The following is a 24,189-nucleotide window of genomic DNA, read 5'->3' on the forward strand; positions in this document are numbered from 1 at the left end:
TATTAATTAACATATTTTATTAAAGAAAAACTACGCTACATAACGCTTTTGATATTCTGAAGGGGTAATTTGATTATATTTTTTGAATGATTTATTAAAAGTCACTTTATTATTATAACCCACTTCATATGCTATATCTATAATATTGAAGTTTTTATACTTTTTTTCTTGTAATAACTTTTTAGCTTCATCAATTCTATATTTATTAATCAATTCAAAAAAGTTAAGGCCAAAATGTTCATTTATAATTTGAGAAGTATTATGCCTTGTTGTTCCCAATAATTCTGAAAGTTTTTGAAGAGTGATATCATTTTGCTTAAATACTTTTTCTTCTATTAGAAGTTGTATTAAATGCTTTTTAAGCTCTAATGACAAACCTGTAGTAAGTCCAGATTTCTCATACTTCCCATTTCTACTTACATCTTTCTCCTCTTCCTCTTCTGATACTATATCTTGGGATTTCACAATTCTAAGCCTTCCAAATAATGATGGTTGAACAAATGCAGAATAACTTACATACAACACCATTAAGGCAATTGAAATCACTTGAATATTAAACAAAACACCACTTCCTATATGACTCATGTTCAACACCCCATATATTGCATAAGACAGTATATACACTGAACAAAAGACAACTATATTTCTTTGCCATTTATGTGTTGCTTCTGATATATATAAATCATTTCTAGGAGGTTGAATATATGTTTTAACCACTAATACTCCATAAATTAATAATGAAATCAGTTTAGAAACTGAAATTAATGTAAGATAAGGCCGCTCATAATGAATCACCATCCTTAATTTTTCTTCTCCTGGTAAAAGATATACGGGAAATAGCAATGCAATAAGAAATATTGTTGGAAGTAAATGTAATATGTCTATATATTTGAACTTATACTTTTGAGTAACCCTTTTGAAGTAAAAAAAGATCAAAGGCCCATACAAAAAAGCAAATGTAGAAAACAAATACAATGTGTGAGGCAAGTAATACTCATAATTCATAAAATACAACCCCATATGGGTCATAAAGCAAGAATTCAACAATACAAAAGCTCCCATCAAAATATTTGCAATTGTATCTGATCGCCTTCTTAAATTTAATACTACTGCTACAAAAAAGCCTATAAAAGCAACGCAAAAACATAGAACTGCTCTCCAGTCGAATTGTTTAAGATATTTATCTACTAATCCTTTATAGCTTTCAGATTCTTTGATAGAATCAAAATTACTATTCGCAACAAAAGTTACATCTAAACTAGACCCAATATATTTCTCTATAAAAACACACGCTTTTTCTGGTTGGTTTCTCTTGGCATATTGAAAAGCAAATTCCTTAAAGATACAGGTAGAGTCTTTTTCTTTATTACCTAACACCATTTGATCCTTACGCTTATTAGCCCCTCCATTAGAGTTATCATTTGAAAACGAAAAGCAATAAGAGAGCATGCCCTTATTTTCTATACTCAAAACATCAAATGCACTATACATGGCATTAGGAGAAAAAAATAAAAAAAGAGCAAAAAACAAAGATCTGACTATAACACTTTGAGTTAACCTCACGATTGATTGATTGATTGATTGATTGATTGATTGATTGATTGATTGATTGATTGATTGATTGATTGATTGATTGATTGATTGATTGCTAATTTACGACATGTTTTTGTTAAAAATTTGTTATAAATAGATTGTCCGATAATATCTTACCTAAAAAGTCAGTAAAAACAGTAGTAAAGCTAAAACATCAACCCTATACAGATAAGGTAAAACCTTACTTTTACTACTGCAAAGCAATGAAATTTTACTTTATTAAAAAAAATAATAACATAAAATTATCAAAAGAAATAACAGGTATAAACTATAGTTTTTTTGCTTCTTCCCAAAAAACATCCATTTCACCTAACGTCATATCTTTCAATTCCTTATTTACTTCTTTTGCTTTTTTCTCAAGGTACTGAAATCGCTTTATAAATTTCTTATTAGTACGCTCTAATGCATCTTCTGGGTTTACATTTAAGAATCGTGCATAATTCACCATAGAGAAAAGAACATCTCCAAACTCAGCTTCAATTCTTTCTTGATTTTGCATTCTGATTTCGTGTCGCAACTCCCCTAGTTCCTCTTCTAATTTTTCAAATACTTGATTAGGTTCTTCCCAATCAAAACCAACTCCTGCAACCTTATCTTGTATCCTACTAGCCTTTACCACTGCGGGTAAAGATTGTGGTACTCCTTCTAACACGCTTTTTTTACCTTCTTTAAGTTTTAAGTTTTCCCAATTACGCTTTACATCTTCTTCGTTATCAACAACTACATCGCTATAAATATGAGGATGCCTATAAATTAATTTTTCACAAATCTCATTTGCTACATCTGCAATATCAAAATCTTTCGTTTCACTACCAATTTTAGCATAGAAGACAATATGTAGCAATAAATCTCCTAACTCTTTTTTTATTTCGTTTAGATCATTATCCAAAATTGCATCTCCCAGCTCATAGGTTTCTTCTATAGTTAAATGCCTTAATGATTGAAACGTTTGCTTTCTATCCCAAGGGCATTGCTCCCTTAATTCCTCCATGATAGTCAATAACCTATCAATCGCTTTAAGTTGTTCTTGTCTAGAATTCATTGTATATCACTTAAAAAGAAATGTTACCCATGTTTTCTTTAGTTATCTCAAATTCTTTGATCATATCATCAACAATATTTTTTGCTGGCTTAATATCGTTTATTAAGCCTGAAACTTGCCCTATTTCTAGTTCTCCTTCGATAAGATCTCCTTCAAACATACCTTGTTTAGCTCTTGCTCTTCCCAATAATGTTTTTAACTCTTCTACAGAAGGCCCTTTGGCGTACAATGTTGCTACATCATTATAAAATTTATTTTTAAGCATACGAACGGGTGCTAGCTCTTTTAAAGTGAGCTGTGTATCTCCTTCTTTCGCCTCAACGACCATTTTCTTAAAATCCGTATGAGATGATGCCTCTTTACTTGCAACAAAACGACTTCCTACTTGAACTCCATCAGCTCCCAATGCCATTACTGCATACATAGCAGTTCCTGTAGCAATACCTCCTGCTGCAATTAATGGAATATTCATTTTATTTTTCACCATTGGAATCAATGCTAGTGTTGTTGTTTCATCTCTTCCATTATGCCCCCCTGCTTCAAAGCCTTCTGCTACCACAGCATCAACCCCTGCATCTTGGGCTTTTAAAGCAAACTTCAAACTACTTACTACATGCACTACCGTAATACCTTTTTCTTTTAAATATGATGTATACGTCTTAGGGTTACCTGCAGATGTAAATACAATCTTTACTCCTTCTTCAATTATAATTTGTATAATCTCCTCTAGATTTGGATACAACATCGGTACGTTTACTCCAAAAGGCTTATTTGTTGCTTTTTTACATTTTTGGATATGCTCCCTCAATATATCAGGATACATTGATCCTGCTCCTATTAAACCTAACCCTCCTGCATTACTTACAGCACTTGCCAGCCTCCATCCACTAGCCCATATCATACCTCCTTGGATTATTGGATATTGAATTTTAAATAATTCTGTGATTTTATTCATGTATTTTATTTTTCTTAAAAAAAAGTTATGATATAACTCCAGACCCAATTAATTCGTCATTAATGTACCATGCTACAAATTGACCTTCAGTAATTGCACTTTGATCATTTTCGAAAACAACGTACATTCCAGAATCTACCTTGTACAATAAAGCCTTCTCCAATGGTTGTCTATATCTAATTCTTGCCATTACCTCCATTTCTTCATCGACAATTAGCTTTAGATCATTTCGTACCCAATGCAACTCATCATTAGAGATGAACAATGCTTTTCTATATAAACCAGGATGTTTTTTTCCTTGACCTGTATAAATAGTATTGGTTTCTACGTCTGTTTCTATCACAAAAAGAGGTTCTGGTGTCCCTCCAACTGCCAAGCCTTTGCGCTGTCCTTTTGTATAATAATGTGCTCCTTGATGTTTACCTACTACCCTACCGTCACTAGCATCATATGTATATTTGTTTGACAAAAATTCTAATTCTTCTCTTCTAGATGTAAATTGAGGAAGCTTTTGTTGATACTTTTTCTCTGAAGAAGGAATCTCAATAATGTTTCCTTGTTTTGGTTGTAATTTTTGCTGAAGAAAATCAGGCAATCGTACTTTTCCTATAAAACATAATCCTTGAGAATCTTTTTTATCGGCAGTCACCAAATCCTGTTCCTTGGCTATATCACGTACTTCGGGCTTCAACAATTCCCCTACAGGAAAAAGCGTTTTTGCTAATTGTTCTTGTGATAATTGACATAAAAAATAAGATTGATCTTTATTAGCATCTTTTCCTGCTAATAATCGATGTATTTCTTTTCCTTCTTTTACAATTGTATCTTTTCTACAGTAATGACCTGTAGCCACATAATCAGCCCCTAAAGAAAGTGCAATTTTCAGAAAAACATCAAATTTTATTTCCCTATTACACAATACATCTGGATTAGGGGTACGTCCTTTTTCGTATTCATTAAACATATAGTCAACAATACGTTCTTTATATTCTTTACTAAGATCCACTGTTTGAAATGGAATTCCCAATTTTTCTGCTACTAACAAAGCATCATTACTATCATCTAACCATGGGCATTCATCTGAGATTGTTACAGAATCATCATGCCAATTCTTCATAAACAACCCTATAACCTCATACCCTTGTTCTTTAAGCAAATACGCTGCTACACTAGAATCAACTCCTCCTGATAATCCAACGATTACTCTCTTCATCAAAATCTCTTTTTTATCTTTAAAAATTCTATGCAAAAGTAATAAATAAAAAAAGCAATGCTATAGCATTGCTTTGTGGTTTTATACACTTCTTTAGTATTTTATACAGTGAAATTATCTTTTATTAATCGGAAATATTTTTTGTTCTGAGAGTTTTCCATCCTTATAATACTTCCATAATCCATCTTTACGCCCCCTCTTATAATTCCCTTCTATAAGCAATGTGCCATCTGTATCAAAGTACTTAGTTAATCCTTGTAACTTATCATTTTCGTATGTAAATTCTTTCATCACCACTCCAGAATCAGAAAAAATAAAGCTTTTACCTTCTCGCTTTCCTGCCACATATAAAGTTTTCTCTGTTAACTGACCATTTGTAAAATAAGTAAGTTGTTCTCCATTCAGCTTTCCAGAAGTGTATTGCTCTGTCATCATAATTTTGTTAGATCCTTTATGATAATAAACCCACTTCCCTACTCTTTCTTTTCCTATCATTTGCCCCTGACTTATTACTTTTCCTTTTTGAGTAAAGTATTTAACCCTAACTGTGTCATTGTTTTTGAGAAAAGTTTTTATTGCCGTTGGAGAAGTCCCGCTATTAGGTTTGTAGAATTTAAACTGCCCTATTTCTTTTCCATGATCAAAAGTACCTTCATAACGAAGTTGCTCTGTATTTTCATATTTTTTTTGCCATTTCCCATGTCGTTTCCCATTGACATCAAAGGCATTATATTTTTGCCCTATTAGCGATGTACAGGTAAATATCACTGTACAAAATAAAAATATACTTTTCATAATTATTATTTAATTTGAGGCATTATTTCAACGTATATAACTTCCAAAAAGTATACCACAATACAAGATCAAATTTATAAAACGAAGTTCATATGACAAAAAAAGCTCCTAATCAGGAGCTTTTTTTAAAGAAATTAACACTTAATGCTTATTTTTTCTTTGTTTTTTGTTGTTGCTCGGCTTGCTCCATTAATTCTTTCATTTTCTTCTGGAACTTACCTTGTTTCTTAGGTTTTTTCTTATTCTCTTGAATCTTAGCATGTATTTTATCTTCATTAATTATCACTTTTTTGATAACTAACATAATTCCTATCGTAATTAAATTAGATATAAAATAGTATAGTGATAATCCACTTGCATAATTATTAAAGAAGAACAACATCATCAATGGAGACAAGTACATGATAAACTTCATGTTTGGCATTCCTGGCTGTTGGGTTTGCATTGTTTGCCCTGTTGTCATTGTCATATAGATAAAGATCGCTATAGAAGCTAATATTGGAAACAAACTAATATGATCTCCATAAAAAGGAATGGTAAATGGTAATTCTGCTATGGTATCATAACTTGATAAATCATCTGCCCATAAGAAGCTTTTTTGTCGCAACTGAAATGCACTTGGAAAAAAGTTAAACAATGCATAAAAAACAGGAATTTGCATCACTGCTGGCAAACAGCCACTCATAGGATTGACACCAGCTTTACCGTACAATGCCATAGTCTCCTTCTGTTTTTTCATAGCATTATCCTTATACTTTTCATTAATCTCTGTAATCTCTGGTCGTAGAACCTTCATTTTTGCCTGAGACACGTATGATTTATAAGTTACAGGAGATAGCACAATACGAACAATAATTGTCATTATAACAATTGCTACACCATAAGGAAGGAAACCACTAAGGAATGCAAAAAACGGAATAAACAAATATCTATTTATTACTCCAAAAATCCCCCATCCTAATGGTACAATCTCATCCAGATTACGTTTATAGGTATTCAAAATCCTATAGTCTGTAGGGCCATAATACCAGTCCATTGTATAATTAAGCTCTCCTCCTTGCATTTCTAACGGCATAGATGCAGAAAACTCTTTGGTAATGGTTATATCTTTATCATCTAAATCACTCGAATTAGCAATATTTTTTGATGTAAAGCTCGCTTTTTTAAACGGTGTATCTGTTAAAAGAACTGATGTAAAGAAATGCTGTTTAAATGCTATCCAACTTACATCTTCTTCTTCATCATCGGCAGATTCTCCTTGTCCCAAATAATCATCTTTATCCCCATCATACTCATAGATAACCTCTGTATATCTATTTTCATAAGTTGCACTCTTGGCATGTCTTATTGCTTGTAGTCTCCAATCCAATTTTACTTCTTGACTACTATTGATCACTTGTTGCAATCCTTGAGATCTAATGGTAAAATCTACCATATACTCATTTGATTTTAGCTCATACCTATATTCTAAAAACTTTGAATCAGATACTTTGAGCTTCATAGATAGTACCGTATTTTCTCCATTTTTAGAAACAGTAGGTTCAAAAAATAAATCTTGAGTATTTAAAATTCTATTATCTGTAGTTTTAAAATTAATATTGAAAGAAGCATTTTTTCCATCTTTTATTAAATACAAAGGAACAGAGTCATACGTTTTAAAGTTTTTCAATAACGCTTCAGAAACATATCCTCCACGGTTATTAATCTTTAGGCTTAAAACTTCATTTTCTATTTTTGTATACTCCTCTTTTGCAGAGGATAAGCTTGCAGAATATGCAAATGCTCCCAATTGAGACTTTGCATTTAGTAAAGCTACAGAATCCTGTGGATTAGCAACTATAGCTTCTGTTTCTTTTACAAAAGTTTCTACATTTTGTTTCCCCGTTTCCTTTTCTGCCTCTACTTGTTCTTGCTTTGCTTTTTCAGCTTCAATTTCTTCTGGAGTTGGTTGATTTAAATAAAACATCCAAACGATAATCCCAAAAATAAGCGCAAATCCAATTATTGAATTAAGATCGAATTTCTTTTCTTCCATGTATTTATGTATAAAAAGCCTCTATCTGTGTATTCAGCAAGGCTTTTCTTTGTTTATATTAATTTCCTAATGTCAATTATCTAGCCAATTACTACCCTTGTGACACTTTGGCACTTTTATTATTTTTTGAATACTCAACTGCTGCTTTTATAAAAGCAATAAATAATGGGTGTGGATTGGCAACTGTACTTTTATATTCTGGATGGTATTGAACTCCTACAAACCAAGGGTGATCAGGGATCTCTATAATCTCAACCAATCCAGTTTTTGGATTAACTCCTGTGGTTTGCAATCCAGCTTTTTCTAACTGCTCCTTATACTTATTATTATACTCATATCTATGACGATGACGTTCTGCTATCAATGTCTCACCATAAGCTTCATAAACCTTACTTCCTTCTATTAATTCACAATCCCATGCTCCTAAGCGCATAGTCCCTCCCATATCAGTTATATTCTTTTGCTCTTCCATAATATCAATAACTGGATTCGGCGTATCTTGATTTACTTCTGCAGAGCATGCATCTTTTAAACCTAAAACATTGCGAGAATACTCTATAACAGCCATTTGCATTCCTAAACAAATTCCAAAAAATGGTAATTCATTTTCTCTAGCAAACTGTACTGCTTTAATTTTCCCTTCAATACCTCTTTCTCCAAATCCTGGTGCTACCAAAACCCCATCTAAGTGTGCTATTTTCTTTTCTATTGTATCATCAGTTATATATTCTGAATGAATACTAACGATATTTACTTTTACTTCATTCTCTGCTCCTGCATGAATAAACGCTTCCAAAATAGATTTATATGAATCTTGTAGTTCTACATATTTACCTATAAGTCCAATAGTAACTTGGCATTTAGGGTTTTTATGTCGATGTAAGAAATTATTCCAGTTATCTAAATCAGGCTTATCATGATCTTGAAGAACTAATTGCTTAAGAACTACAGTATCCAAACCTTCTTCTAGCATTAAATTAGGTACATCATAAATCGTTGAAGCATCAATTGACTGTATTACTGCTTCTTGTTTAACATTACAAAAGAGTGCCAGTTTTCTACGTAGATCATCAGAGAGTTCATGCTCTGTTCTACATACTAATATATCTGCTTTGATACCACTTTCCATCAATGTCTTTACACTATGCTGTGTTGGTTTGGTTTTTAACTCTCCTGCTGCAGAAAGATAAGGAACTAGAGTTAAGTGAATAACCAGCGCATTGGTATCTCCTAATTCCCATTTAAGCTGTCGTACTGCTTCAATATAAGGTAGTGATTCTATATCCCCTACTGTTCCTCCTATTTCGGTAATTACAATATCATAAGCTCCGCTTTTTCCAAGTATCTGTATTCTTTCTTTAATCTCATTGGTAATATGAGGAACTACCTGAACTGTTTTTCCTAAAAACTCTCCACGACGTTCTTTTTCTATTACACTTTGGTAAATTCTTCCAGTAGTTACATTATTAGCTTGGGATGTTGGAGAGTTTAAAAAACGCTCATAATGCCCCAAATCAAGATCTGTTTCTGCACCATCATCTGTTACATAGCACTCTCCATGCTCATATGGGTTTAAAGTTCCTGGATCTACATTTATATAAGGATCCAGCTTTTGAATTGTAACTCTATATCCTCTTGCCTGCAATAGCTTAGCTAATGAAGCCGCTATAATCCCTTTTCCTAAAGAAGAAGACACACCTCCTGTTACAAAAACATATTTGGTATTAGCCATGTAAACTAAATATTTGTAAGATTGTATTAAAATTTTGCGCAAAAATACAAAGAAGTCCTGAAATCATACATCGAAAATCAATCTATATTAAATAACTTACTCATTTTCCTTTAACATCCTAAAAAAAATAAAAATAAATTAATAATATTCTTAAAAAAATAAAATCCTGCCATTAGACAGGATTTTTATCATCAATAAATATGTTTTTATTCTTCTTCATCAGAAGTCTCTTCTACTTCTGGCTCAGAGAAATCAGTCATTCCTTTTGATTGCAATATATTATACCACTGTACAACTTTTTTCATATCACTGGCATATACTCTATCCTCATCATAGTCAGGTAATATCTCACTAAAATAAGCTTCTAGCTTATCTTTGGACTCTTTATGATTTATGGCCTGTTCACCATTTTCTTTTTCATAAATCTTTTTAAAGATCTCTCTTAGAGGAACTTCCTCTGTAAATGTATAAATTGCAATTTCACTAAGCACACTTACATTATGTCTTATGCTTACCGATAGGCGTTTACCGTCTAATAAAGATTCTGCCAAAAACCCACTTCGGGTTTGTGTTTTCAACTCGTATAAACCAGGCTTACCCGAGATTGCTAATATTTTATCTAAGCTCATATATATTACTTTATACTATATTCTTTTTCCCTTTTCAAAGATCGCAAATATCCGTAGTTCGTTTTTAAAATCAAATAGCTATCTATATAAATATTTAAAAAAATAAGATTATTACCTCCCTTTTTTCTGCAAAGGAAAACGCATACGATATTCTGAATTAATTTTCCCTTTGGATATATTAGCTAGTTTCCCCTTAATTAATCGTTTCTTAAGACTCGATAATTTATCTGTAAATAAAACACCTTCTATATGATCATATTCGTGCTGAATCACTCTGGCAGCTAATCCTCCATAGGTATCAGTATGTTCTACAAAATTTTCATCAAAATAATTGATTTTTATAGTCTCTTTACGAAAAACATCTTCTCTGACATCAGGTATACTAAGGCACCCCTCTGTAAAAGCCCATTCTTCTCCCGTTTCTTCTACAATAACAGGGTTTATAAATATTTTTTTAAATCCTTTTAATTGTTTTATCTCTTCATCAGATAGTTCTTCATCTTCAGAGAATGGCTCAGCATCTACCATGAACAATCTTATTGGAAGTCCAATTTGAGGAGCTGCCAACCCAACTCCATGTGCATTATACATGGTTTCAAACATATTCTCAATAAGATCAGAAAGATTTGGATAATCTTTATTTATCTCTTTTGCTTTTTTCTTTAGTACCGGATCTCCGTATGCTACGATTGGAAGTATCATATATTATTTCTTGGTTTCTATTATTTATTGATTATACAAATAATCTTGCAGTATAATCGTTGCACTTATCTGATCTACCAGCGCTTTATCTTTACGCTTCTTTTTTGATATACCACTAGCCAACATTGTATCAAATGCCATCTTTGACGTAAAACGTTCATCAATTCTTTTTACAGGAATAGCAGGAAGTACCTTATGTAATTTCTCTAAAAATGGTTGAATCAATTTTTCACTTTCTGATGGTTCTCCATGTAATCTTTTTGGCTCTCCTACAATAAAAAGCTCTACTTCTTCTTTAGCTACATATCCTTCTAGCCATTGTAACAGATCTTTTGTATCTACGGTTGTCAAACCTGAGGCAATTATCTGTGATTCATCTGTAACTGCAATCCCACATCGCTTACCTCCATAATCGATTGCCAAAATTCGTGCCATGTGTTTTTTTTTTGCAAAAGTATGATATTATTATAAAAACACCTTATTTATTAACGGTTTCCTAAAATATCTATAATAAGTACTTTTTTAAAAGGAAGCTGTTATCTTTACCAAAATTTTTATTCAATGAACCGACTACAAGAAACCATAGAAAAAGCTTGGGAAAACAGAGAGCTTTTAAAAGAATCGGAAACACAAAACGCAATAAGAGAAGTTGTTAACCTATTAGACTCAGGTGAGCTTAGAGTTGCAGAACCTATCGATGGAGGTTGGCAAGTAAACGAGTGGGTAAAAAAAGGAGTAGTTTTATACTTCCCCATTCAAAAAATGGAAACTCTTGAAGCAGGAATTTTTGAATATCATGATAAGATTCCATTAAAAAAAGGATATGAAGCCAAAGGAATTCGAGTAGTACCTAATGCTGTTGCTCGTCATGGTGCTTATATTTCTCCTGGAACAATTTTAATGCCTAGTTATGTAAATATCGGCGCATATGTAGATAAAGGAACTATGGTAGACACATGGGCTACTGTTGGTAGTTGTGCACAAATAGGAAAAAATGTACATCTCAGCGGAGGTGTAGGAATTGGTGGTGTTTTAGAACCACTACAAGCTGCCCCAGTAATTATTGAAGATAATGCATTTATAGGATCTAGATGTATCGTTGTAGAAGGAGTACGTGTAGAAAAAGAAGCTGTTCTTGGTGCTAATGTCGTACTTACTGCCTCTACAAAAATTATTGATGTAACTGGTGATACTCCTATAGAAAGAAAAGGTGTTGTTCCTGCTGGATCAGTAGTTATCCCAGGAAGTTACACCAAAAAGTTTCCTGCAGGGGAATACAACGTTCCTTGTGCATTAATCATTGGTAAACGTAAAGAAAGTACTGATAAGAAAACTTCTCTTAATGATGCATTACGTGAGTATGACGTAGCTGTATAATATATTTACAAAAAAAAAGCTGGAGCTTGCCTTCTATTTCAAGACAAGCTCCATTATTTTGACATCTGGTATATGAAAATTCTGGTTATTCAACAAAAAATGATAGGTGATGTACTTACAAGTACTATTATTTGCGAAGCATTGCGAAAAGAATACCCTGATGCAACCATCGATTTTCTAGTGAACTCCAATACAAAACCAGTGATTACAGAGAATCCCTTTTATGATAATATCATAGAGTTTAAAAAAGAATTTCAAGACAATAAAAAAGCCTTGTACTCTTTCTTGGTAGATATACGAAAAACCAAATATGATTATGTCATCGATGCTTACGGGAAATTAGAAAGTAACCTTATTACTTTATTTTCTGGAGCTTCTCAAAAAGTTTCTTTTTACAAATGGTATTCACAATTTCTATATACCAAAACCATTAAAAGAAATCCAAAACCTATTACCAACGCTAGTACTGCAATAGAAAACAGATTGCGTTTGGTTTTTCCTGAAAACAGAATTGCTTCTGAAATCACAAGACCAAAAATATTTTTAACAAAAGAAGAAAAACAAAAGGCTAAAGATTTTTTAGAGTCCAACGGTATTACAGCAAAAAGACCTCTAGTTATGATTAGTGTCTTAGGAAGCGAAAAAAGAAAAACACTACCCTTTGAATATATGGCTAAAGTAATTGACGCTACCGTCAATATATCTGACGCGTGTATACTCTTTAATTACATTCCTAATCAGGAAAAGGATGCTCGTACAATATACAATATCACAATGCCAAAAACACAAAGGCACATCCACTTTGAAGTATTTGCTAAAAGTTTACGGGGTTTTCTCGCTATTCTATCGCATTGTGATGCTTTGGTTGGTAATGAAGGAGGAGCTGTAAATATGGCTAAAGCATTAGATATACCTACTTTTACAATTTTCTCCCCGTGGATCATAAAAAAAGATTGGAACATGTTTGAAGACGGAGAAAAGCACATGTCAGTTCATTTATCAGATTTTCTTCCTGAGTTATTTTTGGATAAAACATCCAAAGAACTTAAAAATAAATCTATAGAATTATACCCCTATTTTAAGCCTCAATTATTCACTGATCAGTTACGTGCTTTTTTAAATAAAAACCTGTAATTTGTATCTTTTAAAAATAATTTATCATAGAAACACATACTTCACATAGACAAAAAGTTACAGCTATAATACCTTGTTATAACGAAGAGCATAACATTAGAGATGTATTAGAATCCGTATCATTTGCCGATGAAATTATGGTAGTAGATTCTTATAGCACAGATAAAACTGTAGAAATAGCAAAAGAGTATACTGATTTTATAATAAAACGAGTTTTTGACTACCCTTCATATCAAAAAAACTGGGCTATTCCACAAGCAAATAATGAATGGATATTATTAGTCGATGCCGACGAAAGGGTTACTCCAGAGCTTAAAGAAGAGGTACTAGAAATCCTCAAAAACCCTGGAAAAGATAATTTTGTCGCTTACTGGATCAAGCGCATGAATCATTTTATGGGAGAACGCATTCACTATAGTGGGTGGCGTAATGATAAAGTTATCCGTTTGTTTCATAGAGACTTATGCAAATACGATAACAGACACGTACACGAAGAAATCGTAACCGAAGGAAAAGTAGGTATGCTTAAAAATAAATTTTACCACAACACATATACTACCTTTGACGCTTATATCAATAAATTAAATCGATATGCAACTTGGCAGGCAGAAGATTATGATAAAAAAACTGGTAAATTAACACCTTATCATTTTGTCATTAAACCTTTCTGGAGTTTCTTTAAACATTACATTGTACAGAGTGGCTTTAGAGACGGTACACCTGGACTTGTTATTGGATACGTGCAGTGTTATGCTGTTTTTATGAGGTATGTAAAACTTTGGCTACTTAGAAGAAATCGAAAGTAGAGTATTAAGAATCTCTATACTTTTTCCTCCAAAAGAAAACCTTCTTTTTCAAAGCTATTTTACCGTGGTATTTTTTCTGAAATGCTTCAGTAAGCTCCCACATTTTTTGATAAATCATAGCCTCATCCTCTCCTGTTAACTTCGCATATTCATTAGCCATAACAACCACCATCTCTTTCTTAGGAGTTAATCTAGAAAAATTACGAATCCTTGTTTCAAAATCAAGAGCCCCAAACTGCATTCTATTAAGATCTACCAAGTAAAACTCATACCCTGAATTTGTTTTAACTATTAAAGTATTTCCTGGTGAATGATCCAGAAACAACACTCCTTTTTCATGCAAATCATAGGTAAACCTTGTAAAAGCTCTAAGAATAGCTTCATGATCAGGATAATCAGGCTCATGAACCAATTCTCTATATGTAAGGTCACATTCTAATAGTTCACTTACATAATAGCTTTTTTTAAACAAAAATGGAGTAGTATACAAATCATAGGCTAACGGAAATGGTGTTTGAATCCCTAAATCTAATAATTTATTTGCATACTTATAAGAGCGTTCTGCTTTTGATTTTCTAAAAAAACGATATGCAATCTGATTGATCAAATTTGGTATCTTGAATGATTTGATTGTATATTTCTTCTCCCCAACATCAACAATTTTTATCACATTTCGCTCAGCATCTCCTAATATATCATGATAGTTATCAAAATTAGAAATAGCTCTCTTTACATCAATTTCTAATGATTTATGGTCTGGATGTATGACAAATTTTTGTTGCATTTCGATAGTAAAATAATAGATAAATTATTTGCGATAATTATCACAAACAACAATTAAATATAAAATTAAGTAAGTACATATTTATCAACCCCATTATCACACCAAACAGTTTTATTCTTGATCGCATCTTTCTGTATAGCATCATTAATAGTTAATTTTTGCTTTGAACTCTCTTTATGCCATATATGATATATGATAGCCTGGTATTTTAATCGTTTTCCTGCAACTCCTTTATTCAACATCCTTATAACCAATTCTGAATCTTCTCTACCCCATCCAGTCATATCTTCATTATACCCATTAACAGCTATAAAATCAGTTTTCCAGTACGACAAATTACAACCTCGTAATTTCCTCGACAATTCATTGTTCTTTTTATACAATATCCTACCTAAAAAAGGCAAGTGAATAGTTCTTCCTCTTTTTTTTATCCCTTTAGAAAAAAAAGAAAACCCTATTCTCTTTTGATCAAATAGAGTATCTAAAAATGATTCTTGAATATTTACCCGAGACCCATAGAGATATATATTTTTCTCAACGCTATTGATATGATCTCCAACAAAGTTTTTATGCACAATACAATCTCCATCTAACTGTATAATATAATCCCCTTTTGACTTAGAAATGGCCAAGTTTAAAACTGCAGACCTTCTAAAACCATCATCTTCATGCCATATATGCACTAAAGGTACAGGAAAATGTTCTTGAAATTTCTCTATCAATTGGCGTGTTTCTTCTGTAGACCCATCATCTGCCACCAACACTTCATACGGCAATACATTTTGCCTTGAAATACTCAATAAAACCAGTTCCAACGCTTTTGGCCAGTTATATGTCGTTATAATTAAGCTAACATTCACCTTATTCATTTCCTTTTATTTAAAAAGATATTTAAAAGATTGACCAAAATTTTTAAAGAATACATATAAAGCAGAATGATACATCCCTTCAACTTTTACACTTTTTGATAATTCTTCTACGGTAGTTCCTTTTAAATACTTTAATGTTTTCCAACTCGATGGTTCCAAATAAAAGAAATCCTGCATTGTGTTGTAATTTTGTTCATTTACAGACTCCCACTTCTCCAAAAACTCCTTTTTATTAATATCTACATCATGTCCCCAATTATCAAGTTTAAACTCAAGTTCTTCTCTTGTTCTGGATAAACATTCATGTAAAATCAAAGAATTATGATATACCGTTTTATGTTTTGTTTTTCTACCCACTTTATAATCTGGATAGTTGGTTGCTGCTCTAATTTTAGTTGCATTATCCACCACCAAAACACCTCCTTCTAATTTTTTATAAATATTAACCAAAAAGGGAGAAACCTCTACAGGTGTCTTTTCAGGATTTTTCAACAAGTGTTTTTTTGATTTCAAGAAATCCACAAAACTTTTAAAATCAATAAAATACTCATCTGCATCTAATTGCACAAGCCAATTTCCTATTCCCATTTTCTCAGCAAGCATTTTTCGCTCTCTTACTTCACACTCCATTGTTGTCAATTCTGGAACATAAAAATCATCTTCATAAATCTCTATTTTATGATCTTTATCAAAATCTTTTATCCAAGAAAAAAAAGAGGCTTCAATAGTAATATCATTTCCTTTCCATGTCTTTCTATTCTTATCTATCGCCAAAAAAATAGTATCTGCATCTTGATACACCAAAGGAATAGAATTTTTCAACAATTTATAATCATAAGATACTAGGAAACCAACTTGAATTTTCATAATAATACCATCCAATTTTAGGAGTACAATGATACAAAAATATATTAAGCATATACCATATCAAAAACTATCTTGATTTCATTCTAAAACAGTATCAAAATATTTTTATGATTATAAAACAAATTATATCAAAAAGCTTTCTCTTACACAAAATATTAAGTTGCATCCCGAATTCAAATATAATACCTTCGTACCCTTAAATTTAATCTGGCACCAATGCAAGAAACGACTAATCTACCTATTATTCAATCTCTTTGGATTGGAGATCAGCTTTCTACTGTAGAACAGCTTTGTATTGCTTCATTTATCAATAACAACCATGAATTTCATTTATATACTTATAATGATATTAAAAATGTTCCTAACGGAACTATCATAAAAGACGCAAATGAAATTATTGCAGAAAAAGAGATTTTTAAACACAAGAAAGGTAGTTATGCTATATTTGCCGATTGGTTTCGATGGGAATTATTGTATAAAAGAGGGAATTTTTGGGTAGACACAGATGTTGTATGCTTAAAACCTTTTATTTTTGATAGTGATATAATATTTGGGTTAGAAGACATGAATATCGCAGGAAATGCGGTAATGAGAATTCCTGAAAATCATTTTTTAGGTTTAGAAATGAAAAATATATGCAAATCCCCCAATACATTTTTACCTTATGATTCTTTAAAAAAGAAGCGAAAAAAATTCTTACGACAAATTTTCAACAATTCCAGAAAAAATACTGGTTGGGGAGAAGCTGGAGGACCTTATGGCTTTACTCAAGCATTAAAACATTTTGACCTTTTTGATTTAGCAAAACCATTCACCTATTTCTTCCCTATTCATTTCTCTAATTGGAATAGTATCTACGACAATACATTAAATGATGATATTGACCTATATAGCAACACCTATGCGGTACATCTATGGAATGAAATGTCAAGAAATACTTCTGGGTTTGATAAAAATGCTCAATTCCCAGAAAATTCCATTTTTGAACAACTCAAAAGAAAACACTTGTAACGTATACTTTATACCACTTTATCAATACCAAAGCTATTACCATGCCTGATCAACAAATAGAATTAGAAAAAACAATTACCATCCTCAAAAAGGGTGGAATTATCCTCTACCCTACAGATACTGTCTGGGGTATTGGATGTGATGCTACCAATGCAGAAGCAATCGATAAGATATATGCATTAAAACAACGAGAAGAAAGCAAATCAATGATCTGTTTAGTAAATGACTTCAAAATGTTACAACAATATGTAGAAGAAGTTCCTGAGGTAGCTTATGATGTATTAAAGTACGCTACAAAACCTACCACTATCGTTTACGATAGACCTTTGCGAGTCGCAGAAAATATTATTGCTACAGACAATACACTAGGAATACGAGTGGTAAGAGATCCTTTTTGTGGAAAATTAATCCGAAAATTTAAAAGGCCAATTGTTTCTACTTCTGCCAATATAAGTGGAGTACCTGCTCCAAAAAACTTTAAAGAAATATCTTCTGCAATTTTGGAAGGCGTGGACTATGTTGTAAATTTGCCCTTACAAAATAAAGGAGCAAAACCCTCTTCTGTTATTAAGATCGGAGGCGATAGCACCGTAAAAATTATTAGGAAGTAATTGATTCATGTCGGAAGTCAAAAATTATAAAGAAGCCTTACAACACCCCATTTTTAACACCATCATTCAAGCGTCTGAAAATTTACAATTGGATAGTTATGTCATTGGTGGTTTTGTAAGAGATCATATATTACAAAGAGGAACAGCCAAAGATATTGATATTGTAACTGTAGGAAGCGGAATAGCATTAGCTAAAGAAGTTTCAAAACTATTACCGCATCGTCCCAAAGTACAGATTTTTAAAACTTACGGGACTGCCATGCTAAAAGCTGACGATATAGAAATCGAATTCGTCGGTGCAAGAAAAGAATCTTATTCTGAAGATAGTCGTAACCCTATTGTAGAAAACGGAACCCTGACAGACGATCAAAATAGACGTGATTTTACAATCAATGCATTAGCTTTACACTTATCTACTAAAAACAAAGGAGATATATTAGATCCTTTTAATGGGCTAGAAGACTTACAATCAAAAATAATTCGCACTCCTCTAAATCCAGATATCACCTATTCTGATGACCCCTTGAGAATGATGCGGGCTATTCGTTTTGCAACGCAACTTAATTTTAAAATACAGTCAACTTCATTAAAAGCAATAACAGACAATAAAGATCGCATTAAGATAATTACCAAAGAGCGTATTGTAGATGAATTACATAAAATATTGTTGAGTAAAAAACCTTCAATTGGTTTTAAACTACTTGAACAAACAGGCTTATTAGCCTATATTCTTCCAGAAATTACAGCTCTAAAAGGTATTGATGAAGTTGAAGGACAAAAACACAAAGACAATTTCTATCACTCTCTAGAGGTTGTAGATAATATTGCTAATAATACCGATGACCTTTGGCTACGATGGGCAGCATTATTGCATGATATAGGCAAAGCTCCCACAAAGAGATTTAGTAAAAAAGTAGGATGGACTTTTCATGGACATGAATTTGTAGGTTCAAAAATGGTATTCAAACTTTTTAAAAGATTAAAAATGCCATTGAATGACAAAATGAAATTTGTTCAGAAAATGGTATTGATGAGTTCTAGACCTATCGTTATTGCATCAGAAGTTACAGATTCTGCCGTAAGAAGGCTTGTATTTGATGCTGGAGATTATATAGAACAGTTAATGACCCTTTGTGAAGCAGATATCACTACAAAAAACCCAAAACGTTTCAAGAAATATCACAACAATTTTAAGATTGTAAGACAAAAAATGATCGAGGTAGAAGAACGTGATCATATTCGTAATTTTCAACCTCCTGTTACTGGAGAAGAAATCATGACCACTTTTAATATCAAACCTTCTCGCGAGATCGGAATTATCAAAGAAGCTATCAAAGAAGCCATTCTAGAAGGAGAAATACCTAATGAGCATGAAGCTGCTTATGAATTTATGATAAGAAAAGGAGAAGAACTGGGCTTAAAAAATAACTAAATGCCTTTTTAAGGTGTAAAAAAATGAAAAAAGACAATAAAAGAGTAATATACTGGCTACTTACAGGGTGTGTATTAATTTTTGTTATGGTTGTTGTAGGAGGAATAACCAGACTTACTCATTCGGGATTATCGATGTCTAATTACAAATTGATCTCAGGAACAATCCCTCCTATGAATGATAGCGAATGGGCTGTTGCTTTTGATTTATATAAACAATATCCAGAATATCAAAAAATAAATCATCAATTTACTCTCGAAGATTTCAAAGATATTTATTTCTGGGAATGGTTACACAGAGTTTTAGGAAGATTTATTGGTGTCGTATTCATAATTCCCTTTGTTTACTTTTTAATCAGAAAACAATTAACCAAACCCACTATCAAAAAATCTATATTATTGATGCTCATGGGGGGATTTCAAGGGTTTCTAGGATGGTTTATGGTAAAAAGTGGATTGATTGATAGACCAGATGTAAGTCATTACCGTCTTGCGATGCATCTTACTGCTGCTTTTATAACTTTTGCATATACATTATGGGTTGCTCTAGATCTTATATATCCAACAAGAAAAACAGTAAATATCAAATTTAGAAACCTGATTAGATGGGGACTTGGTTTTCTTTTACTACAAATTATCTATGGTGCTTTTGTAGCAGGGCTCGATGCAGGTCTTTTACATAATCACTGGCCATTAATGAATGATCAAACATTAATTCATGAATCTGTATATATCGAGCAATCTCCTTTTATAAAAAACTTTATCGAGGGAAAAAGTGGCGTTCAGTTCATACACCGTTATCTGGCATATCTTGTTGTTGGTTTCATTATTTTTATTTGGTATCGAAGTAAAAAGATCGAAAAAAATCATATTCAGTCCAATGCACTCAGCACCTTATTGCTTATCGTATGTCTTCAATTCATACTCGGTATTTTTACCTTGATCTACAGAGTACCTATCACACTAGGAGTACTACATCAAGTTGTAGCTTTTTTCCTATTAGGGACAATGACTTTTTCATTACATCGTTTTAGTAAATAATAATGCTTTTATAGTATCTTTGCATTTCTTAATTAGTAAAAAAATGATATACCGTTTCAGAATAATTCTGGATACAGAAGAAGATGTGTTTAGAGATATTGAAATAGAGCAAGATACGACCTTAGAACAGTTTCACAACGTGATTACTCAATCTTTTGGTTTTGACGGAACCGAAATGGCTTCTTTTTATGTGAGTGATGAGCAATGGAATCAAGGAGAAGAAATATCTCTATTTGATATGAGTGAAGGAAATCAACCAGTGCGATTAATGAATGAGACCACACTTAGTGATGTAGCTAATGAAAGTTCTCCTAGACTAATCTATGTCTATGACTTTCTTAATATGTGGACATTTCTTGTGGAACTAGCGGAAGTAGCAGAATATGAAAACGGAAGAGAATATCCAAACATAATGTATATTCATGGCCAAATACCAGATCAAGCTCCTGAAAAAGAGTTTGTAGCAGATGACGAATATAACGAGGATGATGACAATGATGATTTTATAGACTTTGATGAGTATGGAAATCTTGGTTTTGACGAAAACTGGAATTAACTCTATTTATAAAGAATACCTATAGAAATCAATAACCTAGGAGCTAGTTTACCTGATACGCTTTTTTGAAAAGGTTTTTTGATTTTGAAACAAATCTGAAAATATCAAACCCTCTGTGAGGGATCGAAAACATTAAAATTTTTAAACTAAAAGTGACTTAGTAATAACGCTACTTTGTTATTTTGAAATAATAAGATTATGATCAACTTATATAGCACGCAGATTGAATCGTTATCAGTTCACCAGATAGGAAATAAGAACAAAAACGAAAACATTTTCTTATCAGAGTCTCCATACACACTCAATGATGAATTAACTGCACTACTTAAAGAATACTTCTTCAAACCTTTTAGAGAAAAAGAAGAAAATTATTTTCAGTTTGCCAATGAAGTAGATATAGAATTCAATCCATTATATAAGATTGTATCTGAGATTTTTGACCACCCTTCATCGGTACACGAAAAATCCAAGCGAATTGCCTCTTTACTTTTTGAACAATCACAACACCCTCATATCAAAAGCGGAGAAGTGTATGTTACCTATCTAGATAATGTAACCATTGATAATGAAAAGGTTGATGCTGTAGGTATATTTAAATCAGAATTAAAACATGATTTTCTTCAATTTGGACAAAAAGAGTCTGATATCGAATTATTGATTCAACAAGGGGTAAATCTTAACAAGCTTGATAAAGGATGTCTTATCTTTAATCATAAGAAAGAAGAAGGATATAAAATTCTATCTGTAGATTCCAACAAATATGACACCAAATACTGGTTAGAACATTTTCTTGGAGTAGAAGCTTTTGCAGATGAAAATTTTTACACTAAAAAGTATATGAAATTCTGCCAGGATTTTGCTAAAGATGTAGTACTACCTGCAGAAGATAAGAAAGAAGAAGTAATGTTTATGAACCGTGCTGTAAATCATTTTGCCAAAAATGATGAGTTTGAAGAAACCGCGTTTCTAAACGAGGTAATAGACAATCCAGATCTTATTCCAGAATTTAAGCATTATAAAGAAGAAAAAGCACCTAAATACCACATAGAAGACCTTACTACATTCCCTATTGCCAATAATGCAGTAACAGCTGCTCGTAAGAAAATTAAAAACGTCATCAACCTAGATACCAATGTGCAGATAAAAATGGATTTTATAAATCCTGAATCAGCAGAAAAATTTGTAGAAAAAGGCTGGGACGAAGAAAAACAAATGTATTACTACCTAGTATACTTCAATAAAGAACAAAAAACATAAAATAACCGATATTATTATCAGAAGATAAAGGCATTGAATTTTCTATCTAATTGTGTTTTTATCTTCTGTCAAAAGCATCTATTGTTTTACAATTACTATCCTTTTTAGGATAGTTTTTTTTTGTATTTTTATCATCATTTCCTACCCTACAATAACATCATTATTCACCTAATTTATAATTATGAAGAAAATTGTATTTCTATCAATGCCATGTGCATTGTTATCATTAACTAGTATTGCTCAAAGCACCTTTCCTGTTAACGGTAATAATACAGGGGTTGGAACAGTAAGTCCTACTGCCAGATTTGTTGTTCAATCAAATTCTGGACAAACAGAAGATTTAGCCAAATTCAAAGTATCTGATGCTCCTAATGATTATTTTCAAATTTCCAATGCTACAGGAACTGTAAACCAATTCATACCAACACTAAAAGGGCATCATGAATCAGATAATAGACCATCAATATATGTTATGGGATCCACATCTGACAACAATGATAATGGAGGACACTCTATAGTAACATTTGATGCTCGAAGACCAGCTGGCCCCATACAAACCAGGCCTTTATTTTCATGGACCAGTTACACTACAAAAATGATGACGATGACAGCCAATGGTAAGCTTGGGATAGGAACAACTACTCCTTCTTCAAAATTAGAAGTTAGAGGAGTTATTAAAACATCATACTCTAATGATAGACATGTAAGTCTTTTTAATTCTGGAGATGGCAACAGCTATATCAATATTGTTGGAGGAGCAACTAATTCTCGATTTGGCTTTCAAATTGATGGAGGAAGTAAGATGTCAATATTAAAAAATGGTAATGTAGGAATCGGAACCGCAAGTCCCGACTCTAAACTTGCCGTAAATGGTAAAATACATGCTAAAGAAGTAAAAGTCGATCTGTCCATCTGGCCTGATTACGTTTTTGAACATGATTACAACTTACAAACCTTAGAAGAGGTTGAAAACCATATTATAGAAAAAGGACATTTACCTGATATCCCTTCTGCTCAAGAAGTAACACAAAACGGTATTCAACTTGGAGAAATGAATGCCAAATTACTTCAAAAAATTGAAGAACTCACCATATATATGATTGAACAAAATAAGAGAACGGCAGAACTTCAAAAAGAAGTAACTTTACTTAAACAGAAAAATTTAGAATTAGAAAAGAAATTCAAATAACCTAAAATACAAATCCAGATTTTTTCTCTGGGTTTTCTTTTTTACCCCCTGCCGATAAGGGGGTACCCCCTTATTGGGAGGGTTCGAGCTGATCCCGAGGTGGTTCGAGCTGATAAAGTATCGCTTCGATTTGATAAGTTGATCCTTTGAGCCGATACATTATCAAATCGAGTTGATATGTTGACCCTTTGAGCTGATACATTATCGACTCAATCTGATATGCTGACCCTTTGAGTTGATAAATTATCAACTCGAACCACCTATATAGGTGGTTAGAATCACCTCAACCACGCTTCGAGCTACCTATATAGGTACCTAGAACCACCTTGATGATCCTTCGAACCCTCAGCATGACCCCTCAAAGGGTCTTAGTAAGGGGTAAACCTACTTATTGTTGGGAGTGTTCAATAAAGTATGTCACAAAATCCTATTAAACAATTACTTATACGGTAAATTTTGTAGTAAAACCGTAACAATTATATAAATATCTATAAGCAAAGTAATTCTGTTTGTGTTATATTTACCTCATTATATGTTTTAAACACACAACTCATTAAAAT

The 24,189-nt window shown here is 32.3% G+C and carries 23 protein-coding genes; 10 read left to right on the top strand and 13 right to left on the bottom strand.

The annotated features are described in order from the left end of the window. Positions 1-30: 30 nt before the first annotated feature. The 10 genes from DG508_RS13225 to ruvX form a co-directional block, all read right to left on the bottom strand. Positions 31-1,491 carry a helix-turn-helix domain-containing protein gene (locus tag DG508_RS13225; RefSeq protein WP_108868608.1) on the bottom strand — a complete coding sequence of 487 codons (1,461 nt, stop codon included), beginning with the start codon at positions 1,489-1,491 and terminating at the stop codon, positions 31-33. A gap of 370 nt (positions 1,492-1,861) precedes the next feature. After that, on the bottom strand, positions 1,862-2,635 hold the full coding sequence (gene mazG / locus DG508_RS13230) for a nucleoside triphosphate pyrophosphohydrolase (protein ID WP_108868609.1): 774 nt from the start codon (positions 2,633-2,635) through the stop codon (positions 1,862-1,864). A gap of 10 nt (positions 2,636-2,645) precedes the next feature. Then, complete coding sequence (locus tag DG508_RS13235) at positions 2,646-3,632, bottom strand: NAD(P)H-dependent flavin oxidoreductase (protein WP_464115335.1); 987 nt, start codon at positions 3,630-3,632, stop codon at positions 2,646-2,648. After that, positions 3,616-4,803: a tRNA 2-thiouridine(34) synthase MnmA gene (mnmA, locus tag DG508_RS13240; RefSeq protein ID WP_108868611.1), complete on the bottom strand. Its 1,188-nt coding sequence runs from the start codon at positions 4,801-4,803 to the stop codon at positions 3,616-3,618. Before mnmA ends, DG508_RS13235 begins: the two co-directional genes overlap by 17 nt. Positions 4,804-4,917: 114 nt before the next feature. Next, positions 4,918-5,598: a toxin-antitoxin system YwqK family antitoxin gene (locus DG508_RS13245; RefSeq protein WP_108868612.1), complete on the bottom strand. Its 681-nt coding sequence runs from the start codon at positions 5,596-5,598 to the stop codon at positions 4,918-4,920. Between the two features lie 148 nt (positions 5,599-5,746). Then, positions 5,747-7,633: a membrane protein insertase YidC gene (gene yidC / locus DG508_RS13250; RefSeq protein WP_108868613.1), complete on the bottom strand. Its 1,887-nt coding sequence runs from the start codon at positions 7,631-7,633 to the stop codon at positions 5,747-5,749. Positions 7,634-7,724: 91 nt separating this feature from the next. Then, positions 7,725-9,365 (bottom strand): CTP synthase, encoded by a 1,641-nt coding sequence (locus tag DG508_RS13255; RefSeq protein WP_108868614.1) that lies wholly within the window; start codon positions 9,363-9,365, stop codon positions 7,725-7,727. 206 nt (positions 9,366-9,571) lie between these two features. Beyond that, entirely contained in the window at positions 9,572-9,994 is a 423-nt protein-coding gene (locus DG508_RS13260) for a DUF5606 family protein (RefSeq protein ID WP_108868615.1), read from the bottom strand. A gap of 111 nt (positions 9,995-10,105) precedes the next feature. Continuing rightward, positions 10,106-10,696 carry a peptide deformylase gene (gene def, locus DG508_RS13265; protein WP_108868616.1) on the bottom strand — a complete coding sequence of 197 codons (591 nt, stop codon included), beginning with the start codon at positions 10,694-10,696 and terminating at the stop codon, positions 10,106-10,108. Positions 10,697-10,720: 24 nt separating this feature from the next. Further along, positions 10,721-11,131 carry a Holliday junction resolvase RuvX gene (ruvX, locus tag DG508_RS13270; protein WP_108868617.1) on the bottom strand — a complete coding sequence of 137 codons (411 nt, stop codon included), beginning with the start codon at positions 11,129-11,131 and terminating at the stop codon, positions 10,721-10,723. Positions 11,132-11,257: 126 nt separating this feature from the next. Between ruvX and DG508_RS13275 the strand changes: the two genes are divergently transcribed. The 3 genes from DG508_RS13275 to DG508_RS13285 all read left to right on the top strand — a co-directional run bounded on the left by DG508_RS13275 (position 11,258) and on the right by DG508_RS13285 (position 14,013). Continuing rightward, on the top strand, positions 11,258-12,073 hold the full coding sequence (locus DG508_RS13275) for a 2,3,4,5-tetrahydropyridine-2,6-dicarboxylate N-succinyltransferase (RefSeq protein WP_108868618.1): 816 nt from the start codon (positions 11,258-11,260) through the stop codon (positions 12,071-12,073). Positions 12,074-12,145: 72 nt separating this feature from the next. Next, a complete protein-coding gene (locus tag DG508_RS13280) occupies positions 12,146-13,207 on the top strand; it encodes a glycosyltransferase family 9 protein (protein WP_108868619.1) in 1,062 nt (353 codons plus the stop codon). A gap of 26 nt (positions 13,208-13,233) precedes the next feature. Then, positions 13,234-14,013, top strand: coding sequence for a glycosyltransferase family 2 protein (locus tag DG508_RS13285; RefSeq protein WP_108868620.1), 780 nt, complete (start codon positions 13,234-13,236; stop codon positions 14,011-14,013). A 4-nt stretch (positions 14,014-14,017) separates the two neighbouring features. Here the strand turns inward: DG508_RS13285 and DG508_RS13290 are convergent, their stop codons facing one another. From DG508_RS13290 to DG508_RS13300, 3 genes are all read right to left on the bottom strand, one after another. After that, complete coding sequence (locus tag DG508_RS13290) at positions 14,018-14,797, bottom strand: Kdo domain containing protein (RefSeq protein WP_199912788.1); 780 nt, start codon at positions 14,795-14,797, stop codon at positions 14,018-14,020. A 65-nt stretch (positions 14,798-14,862) separates the two neighbouring features. Further along, positions 14,863-15,666, bottom strand: a complete 804-nt coding sequence (locus DG508_RS13295) for a glycosyltransferase family 2 protein (RefSeq protein WP_108868621.1) — start codon at positions 15,664-15,666, stop codon at positions 14,863-14,865. Positions 15,667-15,672: 6 nt separating this feature from the next. After that, complete coding sequence (locus tag DG508_RS13300; protein WP_199912789.1) at positions 15,673-16,533, bottom strand: hypothetical protein; 861 nt, start codon at positions 16,531-16,533, stop codon at positions 15,673-15,675. Positions 16,534-16,749: 216 nt separating this feature from the next. On the opposite strand from DG508_RS13300, the gene DG508_RS13305 reads away from it, so the two are divergent. From DG508_RS13305 to DG508_RS13335, 7 genes are all read left to right on the top strand, one after another. Then, a complete protein-coding gene (locus tag DG508_RS13305) occupies positions 16,750-17,544 on the top strand; it encodes a glycosyltransferase (RefSeq protein WP_108868622.1) in 795 nt (264 codons plus the stop codon). A gap of 41 nt (positions 17,545-17,585) precedes the next feature. Continuing rightward, on the top strand, positions 17,586-18,155 hold the full coding sequence (locus tag DG508_RS13310; RefSeq protein ID WP_103865277.1) for an L-threonylcarbamoyladenylate synthase: 570 nt from the start codon (positions 17,586-17,588) through the stop codon (positions 18,153-18,155). A 7-nt stretch (positions 18,156-18,162) separates the two neighbouring features. Next, positions 18,163-19,587, top strand: a complete 1,425-nt coding sequence (locus DG508_RS13315) for a CCA tRNA nucleotidyltransferase (RefSeq protein ID WP_108868623.1) — start codon at positions 18,163-18,165, stop codon at positions 19,585-19,587. Positions 19,588-19,610: 23 nt separating this feature from the next. Next, positions 19,611-20,627 carry a COX15/CtaA family protein gene (locus DG508_RS13320; protein ID WP_108868624.1) on the top strand — a complete coding sequence of 339 codons (1,017 nt, stop codon included), beginning with the start codon at positions 19,611-19,613 and terminating at the stop codon, positions 20,625-20,627. A gap of 43 nt (positions 20,628-20,670) precedes the next feature. Next, a complete protein-coding gene (locus tag DG508_RS13325; RefSeq protein WP_108868625.1) occupies positions 20,671-21,183 on the top strand; it encodes an IS1096 element passenger TnpR family protein in 513 nt (170 codons plus the stop codon). 198 nt (positions 21,184-21,381) lie between these two features. Next, entirely contained in the window at positions 21,382-22,440 is a 1,059-nt protein-coding gene (locus DG508_RS13330; protein ID WP_108868626.1) for a nucleoid-associated protein, read from the top strand. A gap of 181 nt (positions 22,441-22,621) precedes the next feature. Next, positions 22,622-23,629, top strand: coding sequence for a tail fiber protein (locus DG508_RS13335; RefSeq protein WP_159090820.1), 1,008 nt, complete (start codon positions 22,622-22,624; stop codon positions 23,627-23,629). Positions 23,630-24,189 lie beyond the last annotated feature (560 nt).

This window comes from Aquimarina aquimarini (assembly GCF_900299535.1).
Classification (GTDB): Bacteria; Bacteroidota; Bacteroidia; order Flavobacteriales; family Flavobacteriaceae; genus Aquimarina; species Aquimarina aquimarini.